Genomic DNA, 16,182 nt, shown 5'->3' with positions numbered 1-16,182 from the left:
AAGGCGCGCGGGCGAGACTCAGTGCTTCTGGCGCGTCGGCAGGTGCGAGTGATGATGCTCCAGTCTGCCAGCCGTGCTCCATTCCCCGCTGCGTTGCTGGGGCTCGATGTGCAGAATGCGGTGTTCGCCGACCATCGCCGCAATCGCAGCGGCAATGGCGACCACATCCTCGATGGGGATCTCCTGATCGGCAATCGGCGCCGGCGGTGGTTGCGGCGGTGGAAGCGGCGCAGCCTTCTTGGCAGTCGGCGTGGGCACCGCGGCCCGCGCCGCGACCCAGTCTCCGATGCGATTGAGCAGGGGAAAGCCGGCGAGCACGACGCCGATGAACGAAATCACCACGAAGCTCAGGAAAAAATCGATCAGGCTGAGGATCAGCGCGCCTTCCAGGGTGTCAGGGATGATTGGATTCATTTCGCTCGGTCTCCTCGTTGGGAAGGAACAGGTGCCGTACGCACGCGAATCACGATACGCCGATCAGCGCGAGCATGATCCCGCCTGAAATCGCTGTCCCGAATACCCCGGCCAGGTTTGGCCCCATCGCGTGGTAGATCAGGAGGTTCTTCGGGTTTTCCTTGTACGCCACGATGTGCGAAACGCGTGCCGCGATGGGCACCGAGGCGATGCCGGCCGAGCCGATCAGCGGGTTGATCTTGGTTTTGAGGAAGAGGTTCATGACTTTCGCGGTCACCACTCCCGATCCGGTGCCGAAAATGAAGGCGACCAAGCCCAGGACGACGATTTCGAGCGTCTGCAGCGTCAGGAATTTGTCTGCGGCCATGGTCGAACCGATCGCCACGGTGAGGATGATGATGATCACATTCATCAGCCCGCCGGCAGCGGTCTTCGACAGGCGGTCCGTAACGCCGACTTCCTTGAGCAGGTTGCCAAGCATCAGCATGGTAATCAGTGGTGCGACCGGCGGAAAGAACAGATTGACGATGATCGCGATGATTACCGGGAAAGCGATCTTTTCCTGCTTGGTCACCTTGCGCGACTGCGCCATGCCGATCTGGCGCTCTGCCTTGGTGGTCAGCAGGCGCATCACGGGCGGCTGAATCATCGGCATCAGCGCCATGTAGGAATAGGCGGCCACCGAAATCGGGCCGAGCAGATGCGGCGCCAGCTTCACCGTGACGAAGATCGCCATCGGTCCGTCGGCCCCACCGATGATGCCGATCGCGCCGGCCTCCGCCAAGCTGAAGCCGAGCAGCTTGGCGAGGATCAGTGCAACAAAGATGCCCAGATGCGCGCCAGCGCCGAGAATCACCAGCTTGGGATTGGCAATCATCGGACCGAAGTCGGTCATAGCGCCGACGCCAAGGAAGATCAGTGGCGGGATGATCAGTTTCGCCACACCCTCATAGGCGTAGTGAAACAGACCACCCTCCTTGACGACGTAGAGCAGCGCCGAAATCGCCTGCCCGCCAGGAACGTCGTCAGGTGGCCCGGGGACGTTGGCAACGATGCACGAGAAGCCGATGCCCACCAGCAGCAACGGTTCGTAATGCTTGGTGATGGCGAGGTAGATCATGGTCGATCCGACGATGATCATGATCAGGTTGCCAAACGAGAAATGCACCGCCCCGGTCTGGTCGAGCAAGGCCTGCAAAAACACCATGATCTGGTCCACGGTTTCCTCCTGCACCCGGAAAGGGCGGCAACGATCGGGGATCCTGCCGCCGCACCGTCGCGCCGGAAGTCGCCAACGGTGACGCCTTGTAGTATAAGTAGCGGCAAGCAAGCGCATAACTAGGGTTCTCCCTAGATTTTCCCCCGTGTTTCCCGCCGATGCTTCGCCAATGATCCGGAATGCTTCCCCCCCGCCGCGGTTCGTCGCACGACCGCTGCCGCCGTCACGGCCACTCTTGGCTGGCATCGGCAGACGGTGCGCGCTGGCCCTGCTGCTCACGGGGCTGATCGGCGGACTGGACTACTTCAGCGGCTACGACCTTCGCCTCGGCAGCCTCTATCTGCTGCCGATCGGAGTCGCCACCTGGAGCGCGGGACGTCGCGCCGGGCTGCTGCTCGCCGCGCTCGCCTGTCTGTGCTGGCTGTTCAGTTTCGGCCCAACGCACGGCGACACGCCGCCGATGTTGTTCTATTGGGATGGCGTGGTGCTGGCCGCAACGTTCCTCGTCTTTGTCCTGCTGCTCGACCGTCTGCGGCTCGCGCTGCGGCGATCGGACGAGCGTTTCGTCCGCGTGCTCGACGAGATGCACGCGGCGGTGTACGTGACCGATCCGGACGACGGTCGCATCCTGTACGCCAACCGGCGCCTGACGGAGATGTTGGGCTCCACTGCCATTGATCTCTGCGAATCCGACCTGCCGCAGCACCTCACCAGTGCGGCCCACGGTACCCCGGCAGGCGACCGGCGCGTCGTGGTTAGCGGCTCAGCCGGTTTCACTTCGGACGAACTGCGCGACCCCGCGACGGGCCGCTGGTATCTGGTGCAAAGCGGACGGATACCCTGGAAAGACCGATCGACGGCGAGCCTAAAGGTGATCACCGACATCTCCGACCGGCGTCATGCGCAGTTTTTGCGACGCGAAAACCAGGACATGCTGCACCGTACTGCACGCCTGTCGGCGCTGGCCGAAGCGACCTCGGCGCTGGCGCATGAGATCAACCAGCCGTTGATGGCCATCGCCAGCTACAACGACGCCTGTCTTCGCCTGCTGACGAGCGAAGCGCCGGATCGCGCGGAACTCGTGCGCGCGCTGGAGAAGTCCCGCGCTCAGGCACTGCGCGCTGGCGACATCGTCGCCCGCATGCGCGACTTCATCCTCAGCAGGCGCCCGCAGCCGGTGCTGTGCGAGTTGAACGCGATCGTCCATGAAGCGCTGGAAGTGATCGAGACGAGCCTTGAAGAACAGGGCGTAGCGATCGATGTCGCCCTCGCCGAACCATTGCCGCCGGTCCTCGCCGATCGCTTCCTGCTCGGGCAGGTGGTGGTCAATCTGCTCGAAAACGCCGTCGACGCGATGCGCTCTCTGGCCCCGCCGAATCGCCGGATCAGGGTCGCTACCGGCCGCCAGCCCGACGGTGCAATCGGGGTGTCGATCAGCGACCACGGAGAGGGAATCCCGGCGATGATCGACCAGCACCTGTTCGCTCCATTCCGCTCGACCAAACCGCAGGGCCTGGGGCTCGGGCTGTCGATCTGCCGTTCGGTGGTCGAGGCACACGGCGGGCATCTGTGGCACAGTGCCAACCCGGACGGCGGCACCACCTTTCACTTCACAATCGCCACGGAGCAGGGGTGAGCGAAGCCGCCGCCACCGTATTCGTCATCGACGACGACAGCGCCGTGCGCGACTCTCTGGCCACGCTGCTGCGCGCCGCCGGCCTCCCGGTGCGAACCTACGAATCGGCACGGACTTTCCTGCGCGAGTTCCGCCCCGAGCATTCGGGCTGCCTGATGCTCGACATCCGAATGCCCGGCATGAGCGGCCTCGAACTGCAGGAAGAACTGAATCAGCGGCGATGCCGCCTGCCGATCATCTTTCTGACCGGACACGGCGACGTCCCCACGGCCGTACGCGCACTGAAGCGGGGCGCTTTCGACTTCATCGAAAAACCGCACGACGAGCAGCGGCTGGTGTTGGCCACGCGCAACGCGCTGCGCGCCGAAGCCGAACAGCGCGCCGGGCTGAGCACGACCCTGGCTTCAGCGGCGGACCTCGACCAGCGGCTGGCGTTGCTGTCGATGCGCGAACGCGAGGTGCTCGAGCATGTCCTCGAGGGCCGGCCGACCCGCACCATTGCCGACATCCTGTGCGTCAGCGTGAAGACGGTCGAATTCCACCGCAGCCGCATTCGCGAGAAGCTGCGCGTCGGTTCGCTGGCCGAACTGTTCCGCCTCTTCCTGACGCACGAGGAAGCGATGGTGGTTGCATCGGCTCCCACTGCCGCAAACCGGCTCGATCCGACCGCGGATTGATCGGAGCCCGCTCCGCGGCACGGGCAAAACCAGACGAGGCACACCACAGCGGATCGGACTACCGGGAGGTGGTGTGTCGCTTGCGCCGGAAAGGCGTATTCCTGTGGACGCCCCACAGGCATTGCTGATCAAGCCTGGAATGACCGTGCTGCAAGGAGTTCGTGCGAGAACCGGTTTGCCGTCAAGATGGCAAACAAGTACCATCGTTTTCCTTTGCTTGTTTCTGCGTACCGGATCCTTGCTTCCGGAGACGATAAACGAAACGGGAGGTAGCCTCGCCATGAACCGAACCCAGTCCATCCGCTTTCGCATCGCCGCCATGGTGTCGCTCGCCATCGTGCTGTCACTCGGCGGCTTTGCCCTGTTCCTCAACGCGGAGATTCGCGACATCAATGAGCGCGACGAAACCGAGCAGCTGCACAAGACGAACATGATGGTGCTCGACATGATCGCGCAAACCGACTCCATCCTGCGCGGGCAGGCTGAGAGCTGGGCACACTCGTTCACGACTGCGCTCGCCGGACGCTACGCGCTCGAAGGCGGAGACGACGACCCCGTCCTCAAGCTCAATGGTGTCGCGCTGAACGGCAGCACCGGCGAGGTCGATGCTTTCAGTCTGCGGACCAGGGGCAACGTCGCGACCGTCTTCGCGAAGAAGGGCGACGACTTCGTCCGCGTCACGACCTCAGTGAAGAAGGAGGACGGCACACGAGCTGTCGGCACGCTGCTCGGCAAGGAACACCCGGCCTACGCGCTGGTACGTGAAGGCAAGTCCTTCACCGGCAAGGCCACCCTGTTCGGGCGCGACTTCATGACCAAGTACGACCCGATCCGCGACGCCTCCGGTCAGGTAATCGGTCTGCACTTCGTCGGCATCGACATCGTCGAGTCGATCGCGCGCATGAAGGAGACGATCAAGAAGATCAAGCTCGGCAGCACCGGCTACGTCTACGTCCTCGACGCCTCGTCCGGCCCGAAGTCCGGCACACTCATCGTCCATCCGGTATCGGAAGGCGAGAACCTGATCGATGTGAAGGACAGTGACAGCCGTGCATTCATCCGCGAGATGATCGAGAAGAGGAACGGCACCGTCATCTACCCATGGATGAACAAGGAGGCCGGCGATACGCGTCCGCGCAACAAGATCGTCGTCTACAACGAATACAAGGACTGGAACTGGATCGTCGCCTCGGGCAGCTACACCGACGAAATCTTCAGTCTCGCCGAACGCGCACGCAACCTGACGATAGCCGCCAGCTTCGTGCTGACGATCGTACTCCTCGCGATCCTGACTTGGTACCTGAACCGTATCGTGATCGTACCGCTGGTCGAACTGGTGCGCAGCTCGCAGCGCATCGCCGACGGCGATCTGAGCGTGCGCCTCGACACCAACCGAGGCGACGAAATCGGCGCGGTGATGCGCTCGATGCACGAAATGGCCGCGAAACTTGGTTCGATCATCGGTGGAGTGCGGTCAGCATCCGACACCATCGGCGAGGCGGCCCAACAGATGTCGGTCGCGACGAACCAGGTGAGCACGGCGACCGAGGCACAGGTGCGTGCGTCGGCAGCCTCGGTGGCGGCCCTCGAAGAAGTCACGGCGAGCAGCAACAAGGTATCGACACTCGCCGGCGAAACTGAGGCCGGCTCGCAGAAGACTTCCCGCCTGACCGGGGAGAGCGTGACCGCAATCCACGCAGCGGTCGATGAAATTGAATCGATGGCCAATGCGATCGGCGCATCGTCGGAGCAGGTCGCCGGTCTCGTCAAGCGATCGGAAGAGGTCGGCGGGATCGCGGGCGTGATTCGCGAGATCGCCGACCAGACCAACCTGCTGGCACTCAACGCGGCCATCGAGGCAGCCCGCGCCGGCGAACAGGGCCGTGGCTTCGCGGTGGTCGCCGACGAGGTACGCAAGCTGGCCGAGCGAACGACCAAGGCGACACATGAAATCGCCCGCGTGATCGGGCAGATCCAGGACGAGACCCGGCAAACCGTCTCCGGCATGGAGGCAGTCACACCGAAGATCCAGCACGGTCTTGCCAAGGTGAGCGCCGTGGCCAGCATGCTCGACACCATATCGGCCGAGGCGACGGACTCCCGGACGCGTGCACTGGCAGTGGCGAACGCGACCCGCGAACAGGCGGCAGCCGCCAACGAAGTGGCCAAAAACGTCGAACACGTCGCGCAGATGACCCAGAACACGAACGCGACGATGCGCACCAACGTCGAGAACGCCACGCGGCTGCAGCAAATGGCGCACGAACTACGCCAGCAGGTCGCCTACTTCAAGCTGGCCTGATCCGGTTCAGGCCGCAGGCAGCTTCTTCTGCAGGAACGTCGCCGTGCCGACTGCCGGGTCGAGCGCGTAGGGTCGAAAGCCCGCCCGCTCGTACGCATTCATCGCCACCGTGTTACCGGCAAGGACCTCCAGCGTCAGCTTGCAGCAGCCCCGACGGCGCGCCTCGGCCTCGGCGAAGGCCAGCAGCGCCCGCCCGATCCCGACTCCGCGCTGGCCCGCGCGGACGACGATGTCATGGATGTTGAGCAGCGGCCGCGCCGCGAAGGTCGAGAAACCCAGAAAGCAATTGATGAGACCAACCGGCTGTCCTTGCACGAAGGCAAGGCCGCCGACGTAGCTCGGCGTCTCGCACAGACGCGCGACGAGCGATCCCTTCACCTCTGGCGCGAGGCCCTCGCCACCGCCCATCGGGTCGCGCGCGTAGTGGTCGAGGAGATCGATCAGAGCCGTGGCATCGGCGGGTTCGTCGAGCCGGACCGCCCGCACCTCGGCGCCTGCCATCGACTGTGCGGCCTTTCCTCTCATGGCACGAGCGGGTTCCACAGCGCAGCGACACGACGTTTCCCGTCCAGGACCATGACGGCGGCCTGCTTCCTCACGCGACTCGTCGCGCGTGCCCACTCGTTGATCGCGTCGCGTCCCATCCTGCTGCCGTGGAGCGCCAGCGATGAGGCAGCGGGGCGTGAGCAAGTTTGCGAACCCGCGACAGGCACTGGAGACCGAAGAGGAAACATGGCGGAATGGACGTGCTCTCGAACAACAGCATGGTAACGGTAACGAATGAGGAGGACCCGGTACCAGCGGAGAAACACCTGGCCAACGATCTGCCCTGAATTATCTCCTTGCTTGCGTCGGAGGAAGAAGAGACTTCCGGCATTGTCGTCCAATCGAACTTCAATTGTTACTGGCTGGTCGATGGTCTGCAAGCGGCGGCGTGCATGGATTGGCTGCGTCGCGATGATTTGCCGGAACGACCTTGTGCGTCGCTGCCTGCCACCTGCCCGCTCCGACCACTGGCAATCGCGCTACTCTATCCATCCTCCAGAACATCAGGGAAGATCCCATCATGAACACGCAGCGGACGACCAGAGCAGGCAAGCGAATCCGGGTAGGCGAGCAGGAGATCATTCCGGTCGGTGCGCCCAGCCACGGCCTGCGCGATCTGTACCATCTCAGTCTGACAGTCTCCTGGCCAATATTTCTCGCCTGCCTGGGCATTGCTCACCTCGCCCTGAATACGCTGTTCGCGCTGCTTTATCTCGCACCCGGCGACGCCATCGCCAACGCTCGTCCCGGCTCGTTCGCCGATGCCTTTTTCTTCAGCGTGGAAACTCTGGCGACGGTCGGTTACGGCAACATGAATCCGCAGACGTACTACGGACACGTGGTTGCCACAGTGGAAATATTCACCGGCATGATCAGTGTCGCGATGACGACCGGTCTGATTTTCGGTCGTTTTGCGCGGGCGCGGGCGCGCATTCTGTTTTCCCGACCGATGGTGGTAACGCTCTTCGACGGCCAGCCAACGCTCATGTTCCGCCTCGCCAATCAGCGTCACAATGAGATCATCGAGGCTTCCGTTCGGCTGCGGCTGGTTCGCCGCGAGTTGACCCGCGAGGGAATCGAGATGCGTCGCATCCACGACCTTGCCCTGTTGCGCCAGCAGACACCGGTGTTCTCGCTGAGCTGGACGGTAATGCACCCGATCACGCCAGACAGTCCGCTGTTCGGAGAAACCGCACCCAGTCTCAAGGCAGCCGACGCGCTGTTCGTGGTCACGGTCGAAGGCATGGATGAGACCTTCGCTCAGACCGTGCATGCGCGCCACAACTATGTTGCCGATGACATCGCGTGGAATCAACGCTTTGCAGACGTGCTCCAGGTCGTTGAAGGCGGCCAGCGCTATCTCGATTACCACCGCTTCCACGACGTCCTGCCCAGCACGCCGGGGCGCATGCCAGAGCATTGACGCGTAATCCGGACATTCCGGTCGGCGCCGTGAAAGTCGCCGAACCTGGCTGCGACACTGCTTGCATCTCGGTACAGATTGCGGACAATACCGGGGGTCGCTACCGGCATTGGTCGACACGATCTCGGGCAGTGGGGTAGCAAGTCTTGTCTGTACGAAACCAATCCAGCGAAGAACCAGGGCGATCGGAGCCGCCATCGGCCGATACCGGCAGACATCAGGCTGAGCGCTGCGAGATCGTGCTCAGCGTCATCGTTCCGACCTACAACTATGCGCAGGTACTTCCACGCGCGCTTGATTCCGTACTCGTACAACAGGCCGCTGATGTCGAACTGATCGTGGTCGACGACGGATCCAGCGACCATACGGGCGAAGTGCTCTCCGAATATGTCGCGCGTCATCCGCGTTTGCAGGTGATCCGTCAGGCCAACGCCGGCGCGGCGGCGGCCCGCAACCGGGGAATCCGCGAAGCTCGAGGCACTTACGCGCTCCTCCTCGACGCGGACGACGAGCTGATGCCGAACGCACTGGCGAACCTGCGCGCCGTGCTGGCCAGCAATCCCGGCGTCGGGATGATCCTCGGAGCGCACCTCGCTGTTCATCCGGACGGACGCGAACGACTGCTGACACCGGCGGCAATGCCCCGCGCCACAGCGTTGCAACTGGCGAGGCGCTACCTGCTCGACAAACGTGTTTCGATCGCACACGGGTGTTCGCTGTTTCGCCGCGACCTGCTCCTGCAGCGCCCCTATCCGGAAGAGCTGCGCGGCGGGGAAGACGTCGCGGTGTTCGCGTATCTGCTGGTCAGCGCTCCGGTCGCCGTCACGCGCGCGCCGCTGGCACGCATCCACAAGCACGCGGACAGTCTGCGCCACAACCGGGAGAATGCGGAACAGCGCGCCTTGCTGATGGTTTCCGAGGTGTTCGCCAGTCTGCCGGCCGAATGCCAGGCGTTGCGCATCGACTACCAGGCGCAGCGCTACCTGTCCTTGTTCCGTACGGCCTTGTTGGCAGATGACCGGCCGGCGGCGCTGCGCTTCTATCGTTGCGCGTGGCACCTGAGCCCGCTGCAGGCTTTGCGCTGGAGATACCTGAACAAGGCAATGCGCACGCTCGCTTGCCCACACGGGCAGAATTGATTCGTTCTGGAGGTTCCTGGTGATTGACCGGATTCGGCGACTGTTGCGCATTCCGCCGGTGACGCTTGCCTTCGTGGGGAGCCTGCTGTTGCACCTGGTGGCGATCTCCGGGACGGTGATCGTGAACCGGGACGCCGCACTCTACCTGCACATTGCACGGCAAGTAGTGGAATTGGGGCCAGGAGCGGCACAGGCCCAATTCGACTGGCCGTGGTTCTCGTTGTTGATCGCCGGAACGCACAGCCTGCTCCGATTACCCTTCGAAACCGCAGCCTACCTGTGGTGTGTTCTGTTCATGGCCGGGACCAGCGCCTTGCTGGTATCGATCTGCCAGCGCTACGTTGCGGGCAGCGGCTACTGGGCTTGTCTGGTCGTCCTGTCGATTCCCGCTTTCAACCAGTTGCGCGACGACATTCTCAGAGAATACGGTTTCTGGTTCTTTTGCGTCCTGGCACTGTGGCTGGCGCTGCAGTGGTTCGAGCAGCGAGGGTGGTGGCGTGCCGGCCTGATTCAGCTTGCCATCGTGCTGGCGGCACTGTTTCGTTTGGAAGCGGTTTTCCTGGTGCCTGTCTTCGTTCTCTGCCTGCTACCGGAACTGAATACGCGCCGCGGCTGGCTGGGGCTGGTGCAGCTCATCGCAGTGCCGCTTGCCGCGGTGCCTGTGCTCGCGCTGTCGGGACTTGCCGGTGAGGCTCGCGTCACCTACTACTGGTCACTGCTTGGCCCGCAGGCGGTGCTGCAGAGATTCGACGTCATCGCCAGGGGCTTTGCCGAAGTAGCGCTGCAGAAACACGCAGCGGACGACGCCCGCCGGATCGTTTTCTTCGGCTTGCTTTTCTCCGTGCTGGCGAAGTTCTTCGCCGTCAGCGGGCCTTTTGCCCTGCTCTTCCTCAACCCTGCCAGCTGGTCTGCTGTCGGCGACTACTGGCGGAAACTGCGGCCGCTCGCCGTCGCATGGCTGCTTTATTTCTGTATCCTGCTCCTCTTTCTGGTGCAACAGGGTTTCGTCAATGGTCGCTATGCCGGCTTCCTGAATCTGCTGGCCATTCCGCTGTTTGCCATGGCGCTGCTCGTCTCGGTCAAACGCTTTCCGCGTTGGACAAAGCCGTTCGTCGTGCTGGCGGCGATCGTCATGCTCACCAACGTCGTTTCGCTGGCTGCCAGGAAAACTCATTATCTCGAAGCGAGTGCCTGGCTATCGCAGAATACGCAGCCTTCGGACTTCATCTATTATGACGATTCCCGGATCGCCTATTACGCCGGCAGAGGTTATCCCATGATGCCAACGCGCGAGGATCTGGTCGCTGCACCGCCGGAGTTCTTGCAGAGGATTCGCTACTTCGTGATCGCGGCGAGGAAGGATGACCCTCTGCTCGAGCACTGGCTCGCCGAGCAAGGCAAGCGGGTCCTGATTCGGTTTGCCAATCGCAAGGGCGAGACAGTGCTGATCATCGGCGACTGACGCTGCGTGCACCCGGCTTCTTCACGGCCCGCCAATGGCGTGACCGGCCAAACTCGGCTTCGCAGCTGCTGCCGATCAGACGTCGTCGAGACTCGCGTCCTGCAGGATGTTTCGATAATCCAGCCTTTCCAGCTCACGGCGCACGCGCCGTCTCTCTGCCTCCGATCCCGTCTTGCGACCGGCAATACCGGGGTTCAGGACCATCGTGGCGTGGTTGATGTGGCGCACGTGCCTCGCCAAGCCATGAATGTCGAGGAATTTCATCGTGAAACCCTGCTGCACGAGCTTCTCATGCAGAACCTTTCCGGCGACTTCGTCTTCATCGAAACTCAACGCGAGGCGTCGCAGCAGATCGCTCCGGTACAAGGCGCAGTGGCTGCGAAGGTATCTGGCCTTGTCGTCGGAACCGCCCGCTCCCTGTTGCCCCAAGCGTTTACGGCAAGTGGCTGACATCGCCAGCCAGGTGGACTCCAGTCGTTTCGCGGCACGCCGGTACCAAGGCTTGAATTCGAGCTTCCAGCTACCGACGCCAGCCACCTGCTGATCCGTCCCGATCTGCTCGAGCAGGTAATCCAGCCAGCCCGGCGAAATGACAACGGTGTCGGTGTGCATGGAAATCACGTACGCCGCAACCACGCGCGTCATACCCAGATCAAGCGCCCGCGAGTGTGCCTGGGCAACGCTCTCGCCCGGAACGGGCTCGCGCTCGATCAGGGTGATCCAGGAAAGTCGGCGCAGATAATCGGTCGACGCGTCCTTCGAACCATTGTCGATCACGATCACCTGGATGCGTGCAAGGTTCGTGTACTTCCGCAGCGACCGCAAGCAAAGCTGGGTGAGTTGGAGGGTACGGAAATGCGGAATCAGAATCGCAACCTGCGGGCCCGCAAGATCGTTCATGCAAGAAATCTGGATTTCAGCGAAAAGTCGCATTGTAAGCGACGCTGGGCCGGAATCTGGTCACCGTCGCGTGGTGCCGACAGGCAGCAGCCGCCGCTGAACGTCCGCGGCATCACCGCAAACCTAGCGTGAGGACCCGTCCGACCGGGAGTCCGACCACTGCTGCCACCGCTGCAGGCGGCGCAGCATACGCTCCACGTGCCCGCCTTGCCAGTAATACTGCCCACAGACCTCGCATTTGTAGGCCTGCCGGATGTCCGTCGGCCACGAGAATTCCGGCGCGCCTACCGCCTCGACCAACGGCGTGTTGCAGCGTGAGCAACGGCTGAACGGCCGATGCAGCCAGTCGATGTGCAGTCTTCGGTCGAGCTCGCGCACGCAGCTCTCGATATCGTTGCCCGCCAACAGCACGACCACTCGCGGTGCGTCGCGGATCTGCAGCAACGTGCGATCGCGCGTCAGCAGCAGTCGATCGTCTGCCGCCGCACGTTCGATCAGGCGCCGGTCCGGAGTACCGTCAGGCTCCATTTCCGCGTCATGGCCGGCGATGCGTAGCCATCGGGCCAGACCCTTGAGCATTTCGTCACAGAGGAATTTCATTCCTCGACCCTCCGCAGCCGTCCGACACCTGCCGGCGAACCGACCTCATCCGGTGCTCAGTGCGTGCCGAGCGCTTCTTGCTGCAGCGTGGGGTAGTCGATGTAGCCGTTGGCACCGCCCTTGTAGATCGTGGACGAGTGCCAACTGGCCAACGGTGCCGCTATGCGCAGTCGCTCGACGAGATCGGGATTGGCAATGAAGTGCTTGCCAAAGGCGATCAGGTCGCCGCTGTCGGCACGCAATGCAGCTTCTGCACGCGCAGCGTCGAAACCGCCGCAGAGAATCATCGTGCCGGAATAGCAGGAACGCAGCTGCTGCAGCAAGTCGCTCTGCGAATCGTGGATCCAGCTTCCGGACTGATCATAGACGTGCAGATAGGCAATTCGCAGCTCGTCCAATCGACAGGCGAGATAGCCGTAAGTGAATAACGGGGCGGGATCCGGCTGCATTTCGTGCGCCGTACCGAGTGGCGAGATGCGCACCCCGACGCGTTCGCTGCCGACCGCACGGGCCACGGCGGCAACCGTTTCGAGGAGAAAGCGCCAACGCTTCCGGGTCGCACCGCCGTATTCGTCAGCCCGGTCGTTCAGGTACGGGCAGCGAAACTGATCGAACAGGTATCCATTCGCCGCATGGATTTCGACGCCGTCAAAGCCGGCAGCGATCGCATTGCCGGCAGCCCGGGCGAAATCCCCGACGATCGCCCGGATCTCCTCGGTGCGCAGCGCACGCGGCGGATCGCAGCGAACCAGGACAGGCTCGCCGTTGCCATCGAGCACCGGCACCCGATCGTTCTGCAAGCCAATGGTACTTGGCCCAACAGGCGGCGAAGCGTCGGCCCGCAAACTGCAATGACCAACTCGGCCAACATGCCAGAGTTGCAAAAAGATGCGGCCGCCGCGCCGATGTACTGCATCAGTGACCCATCGCCACCCGGCCACCTGCGCGGCGTTGTAGATTCCGGGGGTACCGGCGCAACCGCGGGCCTGCAACGACACCGGCGTTCCCTCGCCGATGATCAGGCCGGCGGATGCACGCTGCGCGTAATAGACGGCACTCATTGCGGCCGGCGCGAGCTGCGGCTCAAGCGCGCGATTGCGATTCATCGGCGCCATCACGACGCGGTTCGGCAGCGACAGGCCGCCAAGCGAATAACGAGAAAACATTCTTCTGGTCATTTGTTGATTACCTCCTTTGACGCTTTGCAACACTTTCGGAAGCAATTTGCGTGCCATGACACCTCGACGATCGCCGCACGACGCTTCGGCATCATGGCCTTGCGAGACTTCGGATTTGTGACCGCAGAGGGAACGGGAGCAGCGATGGCCCTCCGTCCTGGCCGGTGCTGCCTGGTCAGCTCTCGGTCGAGTGCAGGGAGAAAACGGAAATCGATGCCGGGAACGAATTCGCTGCGCCAGCGCCGTCACCGCCGGCTCGCCCGGATCTGCGTGTCAACTCCGGCGACGGGTGACATGCCGGACCGGCGGCAAGGTCATCGGCAGTCATCAGCCGGCACCCGGTCCTCGCCAGCTTACAGGCCCCAAATCTGGTTGGCGCGAACGAAGCCCACCTGTCCGTCGCGATGGCGCACTTTCACCCAGCCGCCGGGTGCCGTCTCGATGTACTCCAGAGAAACATTCTTCTCGGCCTCGAACACCACCGACGCCGCCTCGTCGGCGCCTTGCCGAACCGTCGCACGGCCCGCGGTGACGATCACGGAACGCCGGTTGATCAGAGCCTTGCTCTCGATCCATGCCAAACCGCCGTCGGCGTCGCGGACCTTGGACCATCCTTCGAGGTTCACCACCAGTTCAACCGGCGTTCCCCGCTTGATGACGAAAAGCTTGTTGCCCTTGAGCGATGGCGCGTCGTAGAGTACCGTCGCGACATTGACGCTACGGTACTCGATCGCCAGCGACGGCAGGGAGATGCCGCCGGCGAGCAGCAAGGCCAATAGCCGCTTCATCGATTCGCTACTGGATCGCCGCTTCGCCCGCCCCGTCCTGGGCAGCTTCCTGTTGCTGCAGACGAGACATGTACAGCGCCTCGAAATTGACCGGCTGCAGCAGCACCGGCGAAAAACCCGCACGGATCACGGCGTCAGATACAACTTCGCGAGTGTAGGGAAACAGAATGTTGGGGCAAGCAATCGACAGCAAGGGCTCCATGTTCTCGGCGGGAACGTTCTGGACGCGAAATATGCCGGCTTGCCCGACTTCGACCAGGAAAACGGTCTTCTCCTCGATCTTCGAGGTGACGGTAGTGGTCAAGGTAACCTCGTACACGCCTTCGCCAATGCCCCGGGCATTGGTCTGCAACTGGATGCTGACCTTGGGAGCCTCACGTTCCAGAAAAATCTGCGGCGCGTTGGGCACTTCGACCGACAGATCCTTGATGTAGAGTTTCTCGATCGCAAATACGGGGTTTTCTTGTTCGCTCATGTTCTTCTGTTACCTTTGCATTCTAGAGGGTTAGGAAACTTGGGAGGTGCTAGTCGGAGCTTGCCAGTCACTCTGGCGTGCGGCCGACCGGTGGCCTGGCGGACTCGCGCAATACGAAACCATGTACTTGATATTTTTCCGCTTTCGCCAGCAGGGAAAGCAAGCTCGCCTTTCCTGGCGCATCACATCGCGGGCTGCTGGCGAAGATTTCCGCACCCGCTCTCAGACCGCTTCGCCCGCGAGCAGTGGCAGGAGCTTGCCGGCACGATCGAGTGCAGCCAATTCATCGGACCCGCCGACATGGGTCTGGCCGATGTAGATCTGCGGCACGGTACGTCTGGTGGTTCTCTGGAGCATTTCGGCACGGCGCTCGGGATCGAGGTCGATACGCACCTTCTCGATCTCGACCACTCCGCGAGCGCGCAACAGCTGCTCGGCCCGGATGCAGAACGGGCAGACCGCGGTGGCATACATCAGTACACGTGGAGTCTCGCTCATCTCCGCGCTCCCTTCTTGAGCGGAAGACCCGCCTCGACCCACGCCGCAGTGCCACCTTCGAGCGAGTGCACCCGAGAAAAACCTAGTTTGTTCAAGGTCGAACAGGCGGTTGATGACCGCGACCCGGACTGACAGACGAGAATCACCGGCTGATCCTTGAACTGTTCCAGTTCGCCGGCACGTTCGGCGAGCGATCCTGCCGGAATATTGCGTGCATCGCACAGGTGTCCGGCCACGTACTCGTTGGGCTCGCGAATGTCGATCAACTGCGCGTTCTCGCGGTTGATCAGCATCGCTGCCTGGGTCGGTGTGAGCGAGTTGCCGCGGCCCGGGCGGCGAACCGAAAGCGCCAGCAGCATCGAGCCACTCACCACCGCAACCACCACCAGCAGGATGTTCTGTTGTATGAATTCCAATACATTCTCCGTAACGGACTCGGTCAAGCGGACCGGGGTGGAACGCGCCGGTCCGACAAACGTCGGCGGGACAACACCGTTTTAGTCACCACAGAAAACCTCGCGCATCATGCCGATCAACTGCAGCGTACGCGCATCGCCGACGCGATAGTAAACCCGGTTGGCGTCCTTGCGTGCGAACAGCACTCCCTTCTCGCGCAGGATGGCAAGATGCTGAGAAATGTTGCTCTGCGAAGTACCCACCGCTGCGACAATCTCCTGAACGCAGGCATCCTGATCACCGATGACACACAATATCTTGAGGCGCAGTGGGTGCGATATCGATTTCAGCGCGCGTGCCGCCTGCTCGATATGCTCCTGCTTGTCGATGATGCTCGCCTGGATCGGCACGATGGTATGCCAGACTCTTTATTTATCATATAATTGGCCATTATAAAACAAAACTGCCGGAAGATCGCGCGCTCCACGCGCAAAGCGTGATGCAGGTCACGATCGTGGACAGATCGCGA

17 protein-coding genes are annotated in these 16,182 nt (G+C 62.6%); 6 read left to right on the top strand and 11 right to left on the bottom strand.

Annotation, left to right across the window (positions count from 1 at the left end; translation table 11 throughout):
• Positions 1 to 18: 18 nt before the first annotated feature.
• The gene (locus tag NFV80_RS11565; protein ID WP_295324195.1) at positions 19 to 414 is read right to left on the bottom strand and encodes a hypothetical protein; all 396 of its coding nucleotides are present in this window, start codon (positions 412 to 414) and stop codon (positions 19 to 21) included.
• 49 nt (positions 415 to 463) lie between these two features.
• Positions 464 to 1,621, bottom strand: coding sequence for a sodium ion-translocating decarboxylase subunit beta (locus NFV80_RS11560; RefSeq protein WP_295324277.1), 1,158 nt, complete (start codon positions 1,619 to 1,621; stop codon positions 464 to 466).
• A 247-nt stretch (positions 1,622 to 1,868) separates the two neighbouring features.
• Here NFV80_RS11560 and NFV80_RS11555 point away from each other — a divergent pair, with 247 nt between their 5' ends.
• The 3 genes from NFV80_RS11555 to NFV80_RS11545 all read left to right on the top strand — a co-directional run bounded on the left by NFV80_RS11555 (position 1,869) and on the right by NFV80_RS11545 (position 6,248).
• Positions 1,869 to 3,269, top strand: a complete 1,401-nt coding sequence (locus tag NFV80_RS11555; protein ID WP_295324197.1) for an ATP-binding protein — start codon at positions 1,869 to 1,871, stop codon at positions 3,267 to 3,269.
• Complete coding sequence (locus NFV80_RS11550) at positions 3,266 to 3,946, top strand: response regulator (RefSeq protein ID WP_295324199.1); 681 nt, start codon at positions 3,266 to 3,268, stop codon at positions 3,944 to 3,946. The genes NFV80_RS11555 and NFV80_RS11550 overlap by 4 nt, the downstream gene beginning before the upstream one ends.
• A gap of 280 nt (positions 3,947 to 4,226) precedes the next feature.
• Entirely contained in the window at positions 4,227 to 6,248 is a 2,022-nt protein-coding gene (locus tag NFV80_RS11545; RefSeq protein WP_295324201.1) for a methyl-accepting chemotaxis protein, read from the top strand.
• Between the two features lie 6 nt (positions 6,249 to 6,254).
• Here the strand turns inward: NFV80_RS11545 and NFV80_RS11540 are convergent, their stop codons facing one another.
• Positions 6,255 to 6,749, bottom strand: coding sequence for a GNAT family N-acetyltransferase (locus NFV80_RS11540; protein ID WP_295324203.1), 495 nt, complete (start codon positions 6,747 to 6,749; stop codon positions 6,255 to 6,257).
• 565 nt (positions 6,750 to 7,314) lie between these two features.
• On the opposite strand from NFV80_RS11540, the gene NFV80_RS11535 reads away from it, so the two are divergent.
• The 3 genes from NFV80_RS11535 to NFV80_RS11525 all read left to right on the top strand — a co-directional run bounded on the left by NFV80_RS11535 (position 7,315) and on the right by NFV80_RS11525 (position 10,818).
• Positions 7,315 to 8,217, top strand: coding sequence for an ion channel (locus NFV80_RS11535; protein WP_295324205.1), 903 nt, complete (start codon positions 7,315 to 7,317; stop codon positions 8,215 to 8,217).
• Between the two features lie 239 nt (positions 8,218 to 8,456).
• Positions 8,457 to 9,356 carry a glycosyltransferase family 2 protein gene (locus tag NFV80_RS11530; RefSeq protein WP_295324207.1) on the top strand — a complete coding sequence of 300 codons (900 nt, stop codon included), beginning with the start codon at positions 8,457 to 8,459 and terminating at the stop codon, positions 9,354 to 9,356.
• A 19-nt stretch (positions 9,357 to 9,375) separates the two neighbouring features.
• Positions 9,376 to 10,818: a hypothetical protein gene (locus NFV80_RS11525; RefSeq protein WP_295324208.1), complete on the top strand. Its 1,443-nt coding sequence runs from the start codon at positions 9,376 to 9,378 to the stop codon at positions 10,816 to 10,818.
• A 75-nt stretch (positions 10,819 to 10,893) separates the two neighbouring features.
• Here NFV80_RS11525 and NFV80_RS11520 read toward each other — a convergent pair whose 3' ends face one another.
• The 8 genes from NFV80_RS11520 to NFV80_RS11485 all read right to left on the bottom strand — a co-directional run bounded on the left by NFV80_RS11520 (position 10,894) and on the right by NFV80_RS11485 (position 16,063).
• Positions 10,894 to 11,718: a glycosyltransferase gene (locus tag NFV80_RS11520; RefSeq protein WP_295324210.1), complete on the bottom strand. Its 825-nt coding sequence runs from the start codon at positions 11,716 to 11,718 to the stop codon at positions 10,894 to 10,896.
• Positions 11,719 to 11,841: 123 nt separating this feature from the next.
• Positions 11,842 to 12,318 (bottom strand): DUF5615 family PIN-like protein, encoded by a 477-nt coding sequence (locus tag NFV80_RS11515; protein WP_295324212.1) that lies wholly within the window; start codon positions 12,316 to 12,318, stop codon positions 11,842 to 11,844.
• Positions 12,319 to 12,374: 56 nt separating this feature from the next.
• On the bottom strand, positions 12,375 to 13,496 hold the full coding sequence (locus NFV80_RS11510; RefSeq protein WP_295324213.1) for an alkene reductase: 1,122 nt from the start codon (positions 13,494 to 13,496) through the stop codon (positions 12,375 to 12,377).
• A 353-nt stretch (positions 13,497 to 13,849) separates the two neighbouring features.
• Positions 13,850 to 14,284, bottom strand: a complete 435-nt coding sequence (locus NFV80_RS11505; protein ID WP_295324215.1) for an SH3 domain-containing protein — start codon at positions 14,282 to 14,284, stop codon at positions 13,850 to 13,852.
• Positions 14,285 to 14,291: 7 nt separating this feature from the next.
• Complete coding sequence (secB, locus tag NFV80_RS11500) at positions 14,292 to 14,759, bottom strand: protein-export chaperone SecB (RefSeq protein WP_295324217.1); 468 nt, start codon at positions 14,757 to 14,759, stop codon at positions 14,292 to 14,294.
• A gap of 222 nt (positions 14,760 to 14,981) precedes the next feature.
• Positions 14,982 to 15,257, bottom strand: a complete 276-nt coding sequence (gene grxC / locus NFV80_RS11495) for a glutaredoxin 3 (protein ID WP_295324219.1) — start codon at positions 15,255 to 15,257, stop codon at positions 14,982 to 14,984.
• Entirely contained in the window at positions 15,254 to 15,673 is a 420-nt protein-coding gene (locus tag NFV80_RS11490) for a rhodanese-like domain-containing protein (RefSeq protein ID WP_295324221.1), read from the bottom strand. The genes grxC and NFV80_RS11490 overlap by 4 nt, the downstream gene beginning before the upstream one ends.
• 81 nt (positions 15,674 to 15,754) lie before the next feature.
• Entirely contained in the window at positions 15,755 to 16,063 is a 309-nt protein-coding gene (locus tag NFV80_RS11485; protein ID WP_295324223.1) for a metalloregulator ArsR/SmtB family transcription factor, read from the bottom strand.
• Positions 16,064 to 16,182 lie beyond the last annotated feature (119 nt).

Source organism: Accumulibacter sp. (assembly GCF_023806565.1).
GTDB lineage: Bacteria > Pseudomonadota > Gammaproteobacteria > Burkholderiales > Rhodocyclaceae > Accumulibacter.
The sequence above is the reverse complement of the archived record's forward strand: the minus strand, read 5'-3'. Positions and strand labels throughout refer to the sequence as shown.